The following is a 16044-nucleotide window of genomic DNA, read 5'->3' on the forward strand; positions in this document are numbered from 1 at the left end:
GCGCTGGCTAGGCTGTCGGCGTGGCAAGACGTGATAGCAAAGCCCAGTTGGTCGCGCTGATCGATCGCGCCGGCCTCGGCGCTCCGGCGCGCGCGATCTATGCCCGCGTCAGCCCGTTGGCCAAGCGGGTCGCGCGCGACGACAGCCTGACTCGCGCGTTGATGGCGCACCAACTTCGCGCCGACGCCAACGTGGTGGATATCGGCGCCCACGACGGCGCGTTCCTCGCCGAGGCGTACCGGTGCGCGCCCCAGGGGCACCACGTCGCGATCGAGCCGATCCCCGACAAGGCCGAGGCGCTGCGCGTACGTTTCCCCGACGCCGAGGTCCACCACCTGGCCCTGTCCGACGAGACCACGACCGCCCAGTTCACGCTGTATGTCAACGATCCGCAGCAGAGCGGACTCAAGGCTCGCGACCACATGGGCGACGCCGAGGCCATGACCTTCGACATCGACGTCAAGCCGCTCGACGACGTACTGGCTGCTGACCGACCCGTGGCCTTGATCAAGATCGATGTCGAGGGAGCCGAGCATCAGGTGCTCGCGGGCGCGCGCCGCACCATCGCCGCCTGGCAGCCCACCTTGGTCTTCGAGCACGGCATCGGCGGCATCGAATACTTCGGCAAGGGTCCCGGTGACCTCTACGACCTGGTTGTCACCGACTACGGCTACCGGATCTTCGACATCGAGGGCGACGGTCCCTACACGCGTACGCAGTTCGTCGACGTCTTCGACAAGCCGCTCTGGATGTTCGTCGCGCACCCCTGAGTTCGCGGAGCAGACGCGACAGGTCGGCGCCATTTCGCGGAGCAGACGCGACAGGTCGGCCCCATTTCGCGGAGCAGACGCGACAGGTCAGTCGAGTTGTGCGGCGATCCAGCCCTGCAGGTCTGCGATGCCGGCCTCCAGGGTCCACTGCGGACTCCAGTCGAGGTTGTCGACCGTGTGCGCCACATCGCAGGCGGCGTGGCGTACGTCCCCGTCACGGAACTGGCCGGTGACGTGCGGCTCGGGGGCGCCATGGAAAGCGGCGACGGCGACAGCGAGATCGCGGATCGTCGTACGCACTCCGGCACCGACGTCGAGCGTGCGCTCCAGTGAAACCGGAGGAGTACGGATCGCCGCGACCAGCGCGTCGGCCACATCGTTGATGTAGACGAAGTCGCGAGTGATCTCGCCGTCCTCATATAGCGGGATGCTCTGGCCGTCACGGGCCAGCCGCGAGAAGAGCGACACGATTCCGGTGTAGGGGTTGCTCAGCGACTGGCCGGCGCCGTACACGTTCTGCAGTCGCAGCACCGAGAGCCGCGCATCGCGAGAACCGGTCCACGAGCGCAGGATGTGCTCCTGGGCGAGCTTGGTGCTGCCATAGACGCTGGACGGGTTCGGGGTCGTGGTGATCACCGAGTTGGGGATGTGCGTGGCGTCGGCGAAGTCCCACTCGCCCGCGGACAGTTGGGCGTGCGTACGCGCACCAGGCTGATAGGTGGTGCCGTCCACGCGCTGCCAGGTGCCTTCGCCATAGATCGCCCGGCTGCTGGTGAGGACGAAGTGCGCCGGCAGGTGGTCGGCGCGGGTGAGGCCATCGAGCATCTGCGTGGTGCCCACGACGTTGACCAGACCATGGCGCGAGCTCTCGCTCAGTGATTGCGCCGTGCCCGTCTCCGCGGCCAGATGTACGACCACATCGGGTCGCACGTCGGCAAGCAACGCGTCCCAGGCTGCGGCATCCGTCACATCCGCCACCACGAGTTCGGCGGCCTCGTGCAACGCGGCCGGCCGCGATTGCGTGGCGTGCACCTGCGGATGCAGGTTGTCCATCACGACCCAGCGCGCCACCTCGGGCGCCAGACGCTCGGCGATCGCGCACCCGATGAACCCGGCGCCGCCGGTCACGAGCACGGTGCTGTCGGCAAGGGAAAGATTGGCCTGCTCCACCCGATGAGCATGCCGTACGACGCGCGGCCCGCGCACATCGTCGCGACTCGTCGCACCGATAGACTTCCGGGCGAGTCGAACACCTCGAGGAGCGTTGTGACCCTAACTGCCCAGACGGCATCCGACGTCGTCATCGGCGTCCAGTCTTTGCTGTACGACACCCCGATCACCTCGATCGAGCGGATGCTGGCCGCGCTCGACAACTCCTCGATGATCGGACTGCGCGAGCACCGGTGCTCGGGCTTCGTCGTCACACTCGGTGACGGTTCCAGCCGCCGGGTGCTGGAGGAAGCCGACGTGGCCCGCCTCCAAGCGGCGTACCCGCACATCCACAACATCCGCTATCACTGGTTCGGTTACAACATCGGTACTGCGGGCGGTCACAACGCGATGGTCGACCTGCTGCCGGAACCGACCCACGTGATCTTCTCCAACCCCGATGTCGTGGTCGAACCACGGGCGATCTGGCGGATGCTGGAAGCATTCGACGACCCCGACGTGGGCTTCGTCGAGGCCAAACAACTGCCGATCGAGCATCCCAAGGACTTCGCGAGCCGCAGCGGGCTCACCGGGTGGGCGACCACCGCGTTCGCGATGACGCCGAAGACGCTCTTCAAAGAACTCGAGGGCTTCGACGCCGAGTCCTTCTTCATGTACTGCGACGATGTCGACTACTCGTGGCGGGTGCGTGAGGCGAACAAGAAGGTGATCTACCAAGCCGGTGCCGTGGTCTTCCACGACAAATATCTCTCGCTCGACGGCGACTGGCAGCCGACCAGCGCCGAGGTCAGGTACTCGGCCGAGGCTGCTCTCTTCCTGGCCGACAAGTGGTCCCGCCCCGCGCTCGTGGAGAGTCTGCTGAAGACGTTCGAGGATCCCAAGATGGACAGCGTCTATCACGAAGCGGCCAAGAAGTACCGCCGGCGACGTCGTCGTGGTCTGCTCGTGGAACGCCGTGATCCGGAGAAGGCCATCGGCTATTTCAAGAACTCCCGCTATGCAGAGCACAGGTTCCCGTTGTGAGTGAAGCGCACAAATACGACAACGCCGTCCAGCCCGACAACAAGTTCGGACACACGCTGGTCCTGCTGGAGCGCCACCTGGGTGCGCGCGAGGTCGAGGAGGACACGCAGGCGATCCATCTGGACCTGGCGTGCGGGTACGGCCACATCGCCGACCCGATCATCGACAAGTTCGGCCTGCACTACGTCGGCGTGGACGTCGACGACGACGAACTCGACACGTTGCGTGAGCGCGGACTCGAAGCACACGCGGCCGACCTGACCGATCCGGACGTCGCGGACCGGCTGGCCGAGATCATCGACGGCCGGCCGGTCGCGTCCATCACCTTCCTCGACGGGTTGGAGCACCTCACCGACGGCCGCCCCTCCCTGCGCGCGGTCGGGTCGATCCTGGCGGCGAACCGTGCGATCGCCGTGACTTCGGTGCCCAATGTCACCCATGTCGATGTGGGCCTCAAGACGCTGATGGGGCAGTGGACCTACACCGAGGCCGGACTGCTCGACATCACCCACTATCAACTCTTCAGCCATGACTCGCTGGTGGAGACGATGGCGCAGTGCGGTCTGCGCAAGATCGACACCCACGATGTGCTGTTGGCGCGCAGCGACCAGTTCTTCCCCGAGGACCACGTCGCGCTCAACACCACGACGCCGATGTCGGCGTGGCTGCGTGGCGTACGCGATCAGGCCGAACCGCACGGGCTGGTCAACCAGTTCGTCTGGGCGTTGACCGCCGCGCCGCCTCGCCCGGCGCGGGACTTGAACACCCCGCCCAGGCAGGCCGGCGAGGTCTTCTTGAGCGTCGTGATGCGTACGCAGGGCCGCCGCCCCCAGGAACTGCGCGAGGCACTGTTGTGCCTGAGCGCGCAATCGAGCCAGGACTTCGAGGTCCTGATCGTGGCGCACAAGACCGAGATCAGCGAGCAGAAGTCGGTCGAGCAGATCATCGAGGATCAGCCGCCGTACCTGAAGGACAGAATCCGGCTACTGCTCCTCGACCGTGGCAAGCGTTCGGCACCGATCAACTTCGGTCTGGAGAACGCCAAGGGCCGCTACATCGCCATCTTCGACGACGACGACATCGTGATGGGCGACTGGGTCAAGGAGTTCGCCGACGCCGAGCGAGGCTCGCAAGGACGCATCCTGCGCTGTCTCGCACTGCGTCAGGCGGCGTCGGTGGACACGGTGCTGGGGCACACGGCGATCCGTTCGACCAGCGCGCCTGAGGCGATGTACAGCCCCGAGTTCTCGCTGACCCAGCACCTGGTCGAGAACCAGTCACCACCGATCGGTTGGGTGTTCCCGCGCAGCCTCGTCACCGACTTCGGTCTGCGTTATGACGACTCGATGACGACCACGGAGGACTGGGAGTTCCTGCTCCGCGCGGCCGAGTTGGCAGGCGTACGAGACGTCGGGCGTGGCACGGCGATCTACCGCTGGTGGGAGACCCGGGAGTCCTCGCGCACCGAGCACCCCCAGCATGAGTGGGCCCAGAACCAGGCAGAGATCGAGCGGCGTATCGATGCCCGCCCCTTCCTGCTGCCTGCCGGTGAGACCCGGCAGTTGCGCGAGGACCTTCGCGAGTTGCGACGGCTGCGCAAGCAGGTGCGCCAGCAGCAGCGCGCGATCGGCAAGCTCGAAGTCATCCAGGCTCGCCGCCTGCATCAGATCAACCGGCTGCGTGGGCGGCTCGCCAAGGCCAAGCAGGCCAAGCCCAAGGGGCCGGTGCTGCGGCCCACCGCGGTGATGCCGGCGCGGCCCGCGACCCGCATGGAGCGCATGCGCCAGGTATTGCGACCGCGCACGCGGTTGCGGTCATTGGCCCGCCGGGTGCGCCGCTGACGGCACTAGTGCTGCGCCGTGTGACGTGCCAGGCACGTAGACTGCGCCGGTCTCATTCGGAGGTCCCCTTGCCCGCACGCCCGCTCGTCTTCGTCGACATGCTCTCCTACACCGGCACCAAAGGGGGGATGGAGACCTATACCCGGGAGCTCTACCGCGCGATCGGCGAGTCGGATCCGGGGATGGACTTCGTCGCGCTCGCCAGCAAGGAGGGTGCGCGTCTCGACTTGTCGTGGTTCCCCGGCGAGGTGATCCGCAGCGGTATCAGTGGGGAGAACCGCTTCATCTGGGCGTGGGGGGAGTTGTTCGCCTCCTCACGGCGCGCAACGCGTCGTGGTGCCGACATGGTGCATTGCCCCGCCACGTTAGGGCCGATGCGTACGCCGATGCCGACGGTGATCACCATTCACGACATGCTCTATTGGAGTCACCCGGAGTTCATGGTGACGCCCTTCTACACCAAGCCGGTGAAGTGGATGGAGCGCAAGGCGGCAGCCAATGCGACCCGGGTGATCACCGATTCCGAACAGTCTGCCGACGCGATCCGCAACTTCCTGGACTACCCCGCCGATCGGCTCCACGTCATCCCGTTGGCCGCGACCTCCGTCCGCCGCAGCGACATCCCCTTCGCCGACCGGGAACCGCTCGTGATCGGCAGCGGTCAGCGCCGGCCGTACAAGAACTGGGAGTCGCTCATCCGGGCGCTGCCACTGATCCCCGAGGCCGAGCGCCCCCGCCTGGTGCTCACCGGTGGTGGCCAGGACGACCCGTTGCGTCCGGTCGTCGAGGAGACCGGGATGCAGGCGTGGGTCGAGTTGCGCGGCTGGGTCACCGAGGAGGAACTGTCGGACCTCTATCGCCGAGCGCGCGCGCTGGCGTTCCCGACGCTGGTCGAGGGTTTCGGCCTGCCGGTGGTCGAGGCGATGGCGTCCGGACTGCCGGTGATCGCATCCGACATCCCGGTGCTGCGCGAGGTGGGAGCAGACGCCGCCATCTGGATCGACCCGCACGATCTCCATTCGATCGCGACGGCACTGCGCTCGACCGTCACCGCTCCCGCGCGACTTGAGGAGCGTGCGCGTGAGGGGCTCGCGCACGCCGAAGAGTTCACCTGGCAGCGCGTCGCTGACCAGACCCTCGCGGTCTTCAGGCAGACACTTGGTTGACCCGCGCCTCGCGGGCGAACCACACCAGCGGTGAGCGGGCCAGCAGCCCCACGGCCACCACGAGGGACAAGCCGACCCACAACGGCGAACCGTCCCAACGCACGGCGATCTCGGCGGCTCCCGCTGACACTGCGACCAGACCGAGGATCGCTGCCGCCGTCCGCCGCCCGCCCGCCCCGGTGCGGGCTAAATGCCATAGCGGCACCGCCATCACGAGCAGCTCGGTGAGCCAGGTGATGCGGGCGCTCGCGGCTGCGCCCCACGTGGGCACCAGCGCCAGGCTCAAGGCGATATTGGCGACCAGCCCGATCACGGCGTACCAGAGGTAGTCGCCACTGCGACCAAGTGACACATAGACGTACGCCAGAGTCATCGCCGGGACGATCACGGCCGAGAACGGTGCCAGGAGCGCGAGGTAGTGCTCTGCTCCGGGCAGATCCGGACCGATGAGTCGGCGCAGGATCAGTGAGCCACCGATGAAAGCCGCGCTGCCCATCGCGCCCAGCGCCGTCACCGACACCAGCAGTCGATGGGTGACATCGTCGCTGAGCAGATGCGCTCGCGCCGTCCTGGCCGCCAGCAGGGGGAGGACTGCCGCCGAGACGACCCCGGCGAGGCCGATCAGTTGCTCGATGAAGAGGAATCCGAAAAGGAATCGGCTGGCCTCCGCGTCGTCGGTGTAGAGGTTGACGAAGGCGATCGACGTACGCGTGTAGCTGGCGGTGATGATCAGCGCCAGCATCAAGGGCAGCACCTCGCGCACCAGCGAGGCGCGGTTGGCGCGTGCGGTCGCGGGAGCCATGCCCGCGGTGAGGCTCAACGAGGGTGTCGTGGCGAGTTCGCGCAGGGCGAGCAGCCCGAGCAACGTCAAAGGTGCGGTGAAGGCGAGCAGTCCCAGCACCGGGATCGGCGCGTGAGTCTGCACGCCGATCCACAGTGCGCCGAGACCGAGGAGCGTGCACAACGTCTCCCACGCGGTGAGCCGATGCAGCCGCTGGTCGACCTGCAGCCACGGCATCACCAGGGTGACGACCGCGCGGCCGAACACCTGTGCGCCCAACACCGCTGCGAGCGGTAGCGCGTCCAGACCTCGGACGGCGACCACGAATCCGACCAGCACGACGTACGAGATCGCACCCAGGCCCAGTCGCAGCGGCCAGAAGTGACGCGGGTCTGTCGCGGTGCGGGCGTCGGTGGCAAGGCGGCGTACGGTCACCGGCGTCAGCCCCGGCTCCAACAGCACCCCCACCAGCCCGACGGTGGACAGAACCGTGGCCCAATCGGCGTAGTCGTTGCCCATCCGGGTCGTGACCAGATAGGTGCTGGCCGCCAGCGCGAGCAGCGAGACGGCTCGTGCGACCAGCTGGGCCAGGGCCGTGTGGGTGGCGCCGACCTGGGACGCGACCGCCGCCGGTCCGGGGCCGGACGGCTTGCTCATCGCGAAGCCAGCGTGCGGTAGTGCTCGTCGAGGGTTGCGGCCACGTCGTCCCAGGTCGGGACCGGCAGCGGTGCCGCAGGCCGTGGGCCCAGGGCGCGCAAAGTGGCGTCGAGGTCGGCGAACTCCTCGACCAGGTGGACATGAGGCGCGTACGTGCGGGCCAGTTCACGGTTCGCGGGTAGTGGTGAGACCACGATCGGAGTGCCCCACGAGAGCGCTTCGATCAGCGAGAGAGCCTGGCCCTCCGCACGCGAAAGGTGAACGAGGGCTTTCGCGCCGGCGACCAGAGCGGCCAGCGATGCGCGATCGGAGATCTCGCCTAGCCAGACGCCACCTGCCCCGGCCACCACGCGTTCGAAGTCGCGACGCTCGGCCTCGGTGCCCTCGAAGCCCCCCGCGACGACCGGCCGGTGGCCGGCAAGGGCTGCGACGGTCTCCGCCTGGCGCTTGCGCCTGCTGATCGAGCCGACCAGGGCGACGTACGACTCCTCGGGTGTGCCAAGGGGTGGTGAGGAGGCGGTCACGGGGATGACCCCGTTGGGTACGAGCGCCACCTTGCGAGCGCCCAGGCGAGCGACGAGTTCGGCCTCGTGCTCCGTCTGCGCCACGACCAGGTCCGCGCGCTCCAGCAGCCGTGCGCGGGCGGCCGGTGACCAACTGGCCAGTGGGGCACGCGCAGACAGCAACTCCACGCGTTCGCGACCCGGTGGCAGCACCAGGACGGGAGAGACGACCAGCGGCGAGGGGTTGCGGCGCCAATGTCCGAGTTGATGGCAGACGTCGGCCTCGGCTCCGAAGGCGTGCAGCAGGTCGAAGGCACGCGGGCCTTCTTCCGCCGCGATCCGGAAGACCTCGTGACCACGTCGGCGCAGGGCTGCCCCGGTCTCTCGGGCCTGCACCTCCAGTCCGCCGCCCCCCAGCGGCGCCGGCACTCCGCCCAGGATCCCGATGCGCAGCCCCGTCATGAGGCGGTCTTGGTCGCGCGCGCAACCCATCCCAGAGGCAGGGCGTGCCGGTGGTCCAGACGGGCGTCGAGTTTGGGTGCGGCCTTGGCGAGCAGGGCGCTGAGGACGAGTCCGGTGCCACCCGCTGCGCGCTGTCCCAGGGTGCGGCGTCCCGAGGCGGCGGCGGTGGAGAGGCCTTGGTGGCGCAGCATGTTGGCGAGTGTGCCGAACCATCCGGTCAGGGGTTCGACACCGATGTCGCCGAACCCGGCGCGCTCCAGCAGTCCGCGCAGGCCGTGAGAGGTGTAACGGAAATGGTCGTGGGGTTCCTCGTGCAACTCGACGACGAACGGCACCGTGATCAGCAGCCGGCCGTGGGGCGTCAGGATGCGGTGCAACTCCCGCAAGGCCTGCTCGGGGTTCGCAATGTGTTCCAGCACCTCGGTCAGCAACACCGCATCAAAACACGCGTCCTCGATCGGCAGAGATGCCAGGTCGCCGACCACGTCGGCCCGCTTGGCGCCGTCATGGACCGACTCGGACCAGTCGTGTGTTCGATAGTCGCAATGGGCGAAGAGGGGACGGTAGGGCGCGTTGCCTGCCCCGGCATCCAGGACCCGGCTGCCGGGCGGCACCGACGCAGCGAACTCGCGTACGGCCTGCGTGATCGGACCGCGGGCGACCGGTGACTCGGCGACGAACGCGTCCAGGGCGCCCCTCGCTTCGGAGGAGATGGCAGGCTCGGAAGAGCTGGCAGAAGAGAACCGCGGCACGGGGACGAGCCTGCCATATCAGGGTCGCACTAGAGTCTGCGAGCATGAACTTCAGACGGGTCGCGAGCAGGGCACTGCCCAACCCGGAGTGGTTGCTCAATCATGTGGTCAACAAGGTGCCGTACACCGCGCAACGGCACCGGATGTATGCGGCGCTGGGCGTGAACTTCGAGGACCCGAGTACGGGATGCCTGATGCTGGGCGTCGAGGTGCACTCACCACACGACCTGCACGTCGGCCGCAACGTCGTGGTGGGTCCGGGGGCGCTGCTCGACTGCCGTGGCGGCCTGCATATCGGAGCGGACGTCAACATCACCGGCAAATGCAGGTTCATGACTGCCAAGCACGACGTGCAGGACGCCGACTTCGTCGCCAGTTTCGACCCGATCCGGATCGGCGACCGGGCGTGGATCGCCTTGGGTGCCACCGTGCTGGGCGGGGTGACCATCGGGGAGGGGGCGGTGGTGACCGCCAACGCCACTGTGACCAAAGATGTGGAGCCCTACACCATCGTCGGGGGCACGCCGGCGGTGAAGATCGGCGAGCGCAATCGCGACCTGCGCTACCACCTCGAATACCGACCGAACTGGACCTGATCATGGTGCGCGTCTTGTGGTTCCATCCGCGGCAGGTGCTGCCCCCACGGGGCGGGGGTGACCTGCGCACGTCCGGTCTCTTGCGCGGCGTACTCGCAGCGGGGCACGAGGTGCTCTTCGTGCAGCCGGACAACGGACTGCCGTCCGGCCCGGTGCTCGCGGGCGCCGAGTTCGTCACGGTCGACCAGTGGCACGCTCCGGCTCTCGCCGTAGCGAAGGTGCTGAGTCGCTCGGCGTTGCGCAGCCCCCGCCTGGCCCCGTCAGCGCGTGCGCGTACGAAGACCCGGATCGCGAGGTTCCGTCCCCAGGTGGCGATCGTGTCCGAAGTGATGGCACGCCCGTTGGCGGACGCACTGTTGCCGCCTGGAGTGCCGTGGATCTACGACGCTCACAATCTGGAGGGAGACCTCTTCGCCGCCCACGTGGACGCCGCGACTCGGCCCGCAGAACGAGTCACGCTCAGCGTCGACCAGGCGCGGGTCTCGGCCTCCGAGCGGCGCCTGGCACGCGGTGCAGACGCGGTCCTGGCCGTCTCCGAGCACGACGCTTCGGGGCTGCGCCGGATGGCCCCAGGCGTCGACGTGGTGGTTGCGCCCAGTTCGATGGAGGCGCCTGCGGTGCCCGACCGCCCGGGGGAGGCGCCGCCAACCGCGTTGTTCGTCGGCACCTTGGACTTCACGCCCAACGTGCAGGCGTTGGATTGGCTGTTCGACGAGATCGTGCCGGGACTGCGTACGCGGGTGCCCGAATCCCGCATCCTGGTGGTCGGCCGTCGACCGCTCGAACGCCACCGTCGGCTGCTGGAGACGACGACAGGAGTGGAGTTCTGGGAGGACGCGCCGGACATCGCAGCCGCGTATGCCACCGCGCGGTGCGTGCTGATGCCGTTCCAGACCGCGTCCGGCACCAAGCTCAAGGCGTACGAGGCGCTCGCCCATGGTGTTCCACTGGTCACCACTCCCCAAGGCATACACGGAGTCGACGTACGTCCGGAGACCGACGTGCTGGTGGCCGACGGTGCGGACGATCTGGTGCTGGCCGCGACCAGGTTGCTCACCGACCCGCGGTTGGCCGCCGAATACGGCTCAGCGGGTCGCAGGGCGTTCGAGGAGCGCCTTTCGTGGCAGGGCGCCACGTGGCCCCAGGTCAACGCGCTGATCGAGCGGCTGGTCTCGTAGACCGTGATGGTTTCGAGACGCCCGCTGCGCGGGCTCCTCAACCACCGGAAATAGACCGTGATGGTTTCGAGACGCCCGCTGCGCGGGCCCTCAACCACCGGAGATCAGGGGGTGGGTAGCGGCTTGCGCTGTTCGACCGTGAAGTCGACGCCCGGGTTGCATTCCTTGCCTCTGAGGTAGTCGGCCATCACCGGGTCTCGGGTGTAGACCACCGTGCCGTCGCCGAACGCCTGGACGGTCGCGCAGACCGTGGCCCCGTCGGCGGGGTTGTAGGCGTACGCGGCGAAGCGCAACTCGTCGCTCAGATCCTTGGAGGCGATCTCCATGGTCCAGAAACTCAGGGTGTAATCACCGCTGAGCCACCCCCCGAACGCCGGGAAGAAGCCGGCGAACAGCGTCTTGGGGTTCTCGTCCAGAGCGCTGAGCATCCGTGCGGTCGGGGCGTCGTAGGTCTGGTCGGCGCGCCACTGCATCGGCGTGAACATGCGGTCGATCGCCATCGGTGTCGGCGGCACCGACTTGACCATGCCGACGGTCAGGATCACCAGCGCCACGCCGACCCCCATTCCCCGCCAGCCACGGCGGGCCAGTGCCCGCGCGGGGACCTGGAGTGCTGCGGGCGCGAGGATGACGATCAGGCAGGCCACCAGCAACGAATACTTCGCGGGGTAGTAGCCCCACCAACTCGGCATCTCGGCGCGTTGGCGGATCAGGGCGTACGTCGCCAAGGCCGTGAGTGGTGCGGCGGCCAGGACCCCCCACTTGACGTCGGATGAGATCCAGCGCCAACCGAGGATGACCACCGCCACGAGCAGTCCCGCGAGCCCGAAGGTCCACTGATAACTGACGATCGGCACGGCCCCGTCGAGAGCGAGGTTTCCACTTTGAGCCGTGACGTCGGCGAACGTCACCTTCCAGGCGTAGACCATCGCGGCGAAGAAGAGTCCGAAGGGAATCGCCAGACGCCACTTCAGCGTCGGCCACGAGCGGAGCGTGGCGACCGCGGCGGCCAACAACCACGACGCGGGGATCACCGCGAGGGGACCCCACGCCACCGCCGCACCCCAGGTGGCCAGCACCAGGCCGCTGAGCGCCGCGATCGTGTGGTCGTGTCGCTTGAGCCAGCAGATCCAGCCACACAGCAGCACCAGCAGCGCCGGGAACATGTTCTGGTAGCCGTAGAAGGACGCCACACCGGCGGCGAACCACAACCAGGGTTGAGCCGCCGCCAGTGCCGCCCACATCGTCCGCTCGCCCCACGAGCCCTTGACCCGGCTCATGGTGATGGCGCCGGCGAGCAGGCTCAGCAGTGCCCAGGAGGCCAGAAAGCTGTTGCGACCACTGACCAGCCAGACCCGCGCCTGGTCCCCGTACGACAGCCCGTCGAGCCCCGCCGACACCCAGGCGCTGTTGAGGATCGTGGTCAGGGGGAGCTGCGTTGCCGCGTGTGGCCAGGCCGCCTTCGGCCAGGAACGACCTGTTGATGATCAGGTTGTTGGCGCTGTCTTGGGCCAAGGTCCAGCCCAGCCAGGGAAAGTTCACCTTCAGCGCGAGGCTGCCCAGATACAGCAGCACCAGGGTGGGCAGCAGAGCTGCCCCCGCCAGATCGCGCCACTGTCTGCGGTCGAGAAACGCGCCCTCGGTCTCGACCGGCAACGCCAATACGGCCGCGTGGATCAGCCCGAACGCCGTGGCGCCGATGATGAAGTCGGTGCCGAAACTCCACCCGGCGTGGGGCGTCGCATAGGCCGCCAGCAGGATCACGATCAAGGCCGACAAGATCGCCAGCGCGGCGCCGAGCAACGCGCCGACGCGGCGGGCGTACGCCAAGGTCGCGGTCGCGAGCACCACGAACATCAACGGCCACACCCGGTTGAGGGGGTGGGCCAGCAGTGCGGCGACAACGACGGCGAAGGTCGTGATCGCGGCGGGAAGCGTACGGCCCCTCATGAGACGGGCCCCACGTGTGGATCGGGCACCGGATGTTCGCGGCGACGCAGCTTGACGATCCGGTCCTTCAGGCGCAGCGACGGATCCTCGATCAGTCGCCAACTGCCGAAGGCGAGCACGCCCGCGCCGAGATAGACCAGCGGCAGGTTGTAGGCCATCCGGTGCACGCCGAGGTAGTCGATCACCAACTGCTGCACCGGGAAGCCCCACAGGTACAGCCCGTACGACAGGTCGCCGAAACGAGAGGCGCGCCGCAGGTAGGGGGTGTTGCCTCGCCCGAGGACCAGCACGACGTACGGCAGCGTCAACGGTGCGTAGTAGGGCAGCCACATCGGCCGAAGCGATATGGCGAGCAGGAACACACAGAAGACGATGACGGCCACGTCCGTGCGGAAGATGTCGGGCCACCTTTGTTCGGCGGTCGCGATCAGCGCACCCGCGGCGAAGAAGACCCACATGCCGGCGGCGTCGGTGATCCGGCTGCCCCAGATCACCTGCGACTCCAGCGGGGGGATCTGGCTCAGGTACATGGCACCGACCAGCAAGACGACCAAGATCGCGGCCCGCGGGCCGAGCCACTTGACTGCGGCCAGGGGCACCACGAGATAGCAGAAGAACTCGGCCGGCAGTGTCCACAGTGAGCCGTTGACGGCGAAGGGGTAGGGCAGTTGCTCCCAGACGCCCGGCAGCGGATAACGCGCCCGCATGACCAGGTTGTTGAGGTAGTCCCACGTGGCCGAACTGCGGAAGTAGTCGCCCACCGGGAGGCTGGTCACCAGCGGCCCGATCACGAAGACGCAGATCAGGACACAGGCGATCAGCGCGGGCATGATCCTCAGCAGGCGCGCGGCGAAATAGGAGAACAGGTCTCGTTTGCGCACCCAACTGATCGTGATCAGGTAGCCACTGATCGAGAAGAAGATCACCACACCGAACGTCGAGATCGCATAGCCGAGGAAACCGGGCACCTCGGCTGGGCGGCCCACCAGGTGGAAGGCGTGTCCGAGGATCACCATGGCCGCGCCGATCAAGCGCAAGGCGTCGTAATTGTTGCTGCGAGTCATCGCGCAGGACGCTACCGCTCAGTGTGCCGGTCGGCCTAAAGCAGCGTGGCGGCGTGACGTACGACCGCGCGCAGCGCTTGCGGGTCTCGCGACTTGAGCGCAGCCGGGACCAGGGTCAGGCCGTGCAAGCGGGATGTCCAACGCAGCCGGGCGGCTCGCCTCGCCTTGGGCCAGCCTCGCGCGGCCATCTGGTCGACGGCTTGGGCGTAGTAGGTGCGCTCGTCGGGCAGGCGTCGGCCGGTCAGCAGGCTGGCCGACGACGCGCTCTCGGTGTGGCGCCGGTAGGCGAAGACGACCTCGGAGTCGAGGACCAGCGACTCACCCCCGACGGCCATGTCCACGACCAGTGCCATGTCCTGGATGATCGGCAGGCCGTCGCGGAAGGGATAACGCCGGATCACCTCGGTGCGAAACACCAACGACGGCCAATACAGCCAGTTGCCGTGCAGCAGGCTCGTAGCCAGCCGTTCGCCTCGAAGGACCAGTGGAGCGTCGGCGTGGGGACGCAGCGCGCGCTTGACCTTGTCGCCGAGCGGCTCGGCCGGATCTCCGTGCTCGTCGATCACGCGTACGCCCGGCTGGATGATGCCGGCGTCCGGGTGCCGCGCGTGCAGCGCCAGTACCCGGGAGACGAAGCCGGGCAGCATCAGGTCGTCGCAGCCCAGGAACATCATCAGCGGCAACTGCGCCAGATCCCGGCACGCCTCGTAATTGGCGGTGATGCCCAGGTTGACCTCGTGGCGTACGTAGCGGATGCGCGGGTCGGTCTCGGCTGCGAAGTGGGCGGCGACCGACTCGTCGGGATAGCAGTCGTCCACGATCGTGAGCCGCCACCGGGCATCTTCTTGGGAGCGGACGCTCTCGACGGCGTCGTAGAGGAGTTGAGGGTCGCCCCAGAAGGGCAACATCACCTCGAGCAGCGGCGCGTCACCCATCCTGGTCGGGCTCCTGCTCACTCGTGCGTGGATTCTCGCCCCGCTGCTCGTCGAGTCGTCGTACGTCCAGCCGCAAGAGCGCGAGTTCCTCGGCCAGGGTCCGGGTCTGTGCCTCCAGGCGACCGAGCTCATAACTGTGCTGCAGGCTCAAGACCAACAGCACGATCGAGGCGACGAAGAAGAGCAGGTTGGTCGGCACTTCGAGGCCGATGAACCGGCTGATTCCCTCCAGAACGGGCGGGAACGCAGCGAGGATGAATGCCCCGACCGAGATCACGAACCAGATGACGGCGTACTTTTCGCGCAACCGGTGGCGGCGCATCATCTCGAACAGCGTGAAGAGGATGATCAGCGAGCTCGTGAGTCCCAGCAGGATCGGGCCGGTCATGAGGCGGCCTCCTGCTGCCCCTGGGTGATGACCGAGTGGGTGGCGCCCTCGTCGAAGGCGGCCGGCCATTTGCGTACGAGCGCCAGGCCGAGCGCGACGACGGCGCGCATCAGATAGAGGGCGGCGCGGGCCGGGGACGTGCTGGCCCGACCGGTTCGGCGAGGGCGCATGTCCACCGGGATCTGCACGACCTTGCAGCCCATCCTGCTGGCGATGACCAGCGATTCGACGGTGTCGCCGAGGTATTCGGCCGGGTAGTGCGCTGCGAAGATGGCGATGGCGCGACGGTTGCCGGCACGAAAGCCCGACGTGGTGTCGGTCAATCGAGCCCGCGTTACGAGGGAGAGCACCCGCGCGAGCAGCACCATCGCCCAACGGCGCGGGCCGCGGACCCGATAAGGGTCGTCGGCGTGGGCGAACCTTGCTCCGATCGCCACGTCGCAGTGGTCGAGCGCTGCCACGAGTCCGGGGAGGAACCGAGGATCGTGCTGGCCGTCGGCGTCGATCTGGACGGCCACGTCGTAGTCGTGGCGCAGCGCGTAGCGATAACCCGTCCGCATGGCGCCCCCCACGCCGAGGTTGAACGGCAACTCGCACACCAGGGCTCCGGTCTCACGAGCGCGCAACACGGTGGCGTCGCCGGATCCGTCATCGACCACGAGCACGTCGACCTCGGGGTTGGTCGCCTTGATCTCGGCCAAGGTGTCGGCGATCGAGCCCTGTTCGTTCCATGCCGGGACGATCACCAGAACGCGCGGAGTCGGGCTCGGGTGGGGCATGTACGAAGGCTAGCAACGGGCAACCTGGC

The 16044-nt window shown here is 67.8% G+C and carries 15 protein-coding genes; 6 read left to right on the top strand and 9 right to left on the bottom strand.

Annotation, left to right across the window (positions count from 1 at the left end; all coding sequences use genetic code 11):
• Positions 1–20: 20 nt before the first annotated feature.
• Positions 21–770 (top strand): FkbM family methyltransferase, encoded by a 750-nt coding sequence (locus V9G04_04080; protein ID MEI2712480.1) that lies wholly within the window; start codon positions 21–23, stop codon positions 768–770.
• A gap of 87 nt (positions 771–857) precedes the next feature.
• On the opposite strand, the gene V9G04_04085 is transcribed toward V9G04_04080, so the two are convergent.
• Positions 858–1940, bottom strand: coding sequence for an NAD(P)-dependent oxidoreductase (locus tag V9G04_04085; protein MEI2712481.1), 1083 nt, complete (start codon positions 1938–1940; stop codon positions 858–860).
• A gap of 96 nt (positions 1941–2036) precedes the next feature.
• Here V9G04_04085 and V9G04_04090 point away from each other — a divergent pair, with 96 nt between their 5' ends.
• The 3 genes from V9G04_04090 to V9G04_04100 all read left to right on the top strand — a co-directional run bounded on the left by V9G04_04090 (position 2037) and on the right by V9G04_04100 (position 5970).
• Positions 2037–2963 (top strand): hypothetical protein, encoded by a 927-nt coding sequence (locus V9G04_04090; GenBank protein MEI2712482.1) that lies wholly within the window; start codon positions 2037–2039, stop codon positions 2961–2963.
• Entirely contained in the window at positions 2960–4804 is a 1845-nt protein-coding gene (locus V9G04_04095) for a glycosyltransferase (GenBank protein ID MEI2712483.1), read from the top strand. Before V9G04_04090 ends, V9G04_04095 begins: the two co-directional genes overlap by 4 nt.
• Before the next feature lie 68 nt (positions 4805–4872).
• Positions 4873–5970, top strand: coding sequence for a glycosyltransferase family 1 protein (locus V9G04_04100; GenBank protein MEI2712484.1), 1098 nt, complete (start codon positions 4873–4875; stop codon positions 5968–5970).
• On the opposite strand, the gene V9G04_04105 is transcribed toward V9G04_04100, so the two are convergent.
• The 3 genes from V9G04_04105 to V9G04_04115 are packed head-to-tail and all read right to left on the bottom strand — an operon-like array spanning position 5951 to position 9125.
• Positions 5951–7408 carry a polysaccharide biosynthesis C-terminal domain-containing protein gene (locus V9G04_04105; protein MEI2712485.1) on the bottom strand — a complete coding sequence of 486 codons (1458 nt, stop codon included), beginning with the start codon at positions 7406–7408 and terminating at the stop codon, positions 5951–5953. The genes V9G04_04100 and V9G04_04105 overlap by 20 nt on opposite strands.
• Positions 7405–8373, bottom strand: coding sequence for a glycosyltransferase family 4 protein (locus tag V9G04_04110; protein ID MEI2712486.1), 969 nt, complete (start codon positions 8371–8373; stop codon positions 7405–7407). The genes V9G04_04105 and V9G04_04110 overlap by 4 nt, the downstream gene beginning before the upstream one ends.
• Positions 8370–9125 (bottom strand): class I SAM-dependent methyltransferase, encoded by a 756-nt coding sequence (locus V9G04_04115; protein MEI2712487.1) that lies wholly within the window; start codon positions 9123–9125, stop codon positions 8370–8372. Before V9G04_04115 ends, V9G04_04110 begins: the two co-directional genes overlap by 4 nt.
• Before the next feature lie 44 nt (positions 9126–9169).
• Between V9G04_04115 and V9G04_04120 the strand changes: the two genes are divergently transcribed.
• Both V9G04_04120 and V9G04_04125 read left to right on the top strand, forming a co-directional pair.
• On the top strand, positions 9170–9721 hold the full coding sequence (locus tag V9G04_04120; GenBank protein ID MEI2712488.1) for an acyltransferase: 552 nt from the start codon (positions 9170–9172) through the stop codon (positions 9719–9721).
• Between the two features lie 2 nt (positions 9722–9723).
• Entirely contained in the window at positions 9724–10899 is a 1176-nt protein-coding gene (locus tag V9G04_04125) for a glycosyltransferase family 4 protein (GenBank protein MEI2712489.1), read from the top strand.
• A 104-nt stretch (positions 10900–11003) separates the two neighbouring features.
• Here the strand turns inward: V9G04_04125 and V9G04_04130 are convergent, their stop codons facing one another.
• From V9G04_04130 to V9G04_04150, 5 genes are all read right to left on the bottom strand, one after another.
• On the bottom strand, positions 11004–12299 hold the full coding sequence (locus V9G04_04130) for a hypothetical protein (GenBank protein MEI2712490.1): 1296 nt from the start codon (positions 12297–12299) through the stop codon (positions 11004–11006).
• A gap of 546 nt (positions 12300–12845) precedes the next feature.
• Positions 12846–13913, bottom strand: coding sequence for an acyltransferase (locus V9G04_04135; protein MEI2712491.1), 1068 nt, complete (start codon positions 13911–13913; stop codon positions 12846–12848).
• A 35-nt stretch (positions 13914–13948) separates the two neighbouring features.
• A complete protein-coding gene (locus V9G04_04140; protein MEI2712492.1) occupies positions 13949–14848 on the bottom strand; it encodes a glycosyltransferase in 900 nt (299 codons plus the stop codon).
• Positions 14841–15236, bottom strand: a complete 396-nt coding sequence (locus tag V9G04_04145; GenBank protein ID MEI2712493.1) for a DUF2304 domain-containing protein — start codon at positions 15234–15236, stop codon at positions 14841–14843. Before V9G04_04145 ends, V9G04_04140 begins: the two co-directional genes overlap by 8 nt.
• Complete coding sequence (locus V9G04_04150) at positions 15233–16015, bottom strand: glycosyltransferase family 2 protein (GenBank protein ID MEI2712494.1); 783 nt, start codon at positions 16013–16015, stop codon at positions 15233–15235. The genes V9G04_04145 and V9G04_04150 overlap by 4 nt, the downstream gene beginning before the upstream one ends.
• Positions 16016–16044: the final 29 nt, after the last annotated feature.

This window comes from Nocardioides sp. (genome assembly GCA_037045645.1).
GTDB lineage: Bacteria > Actinomycetota > Actinomycetes > Propionibacteriales > Nocardioidaceae > Nocardioides.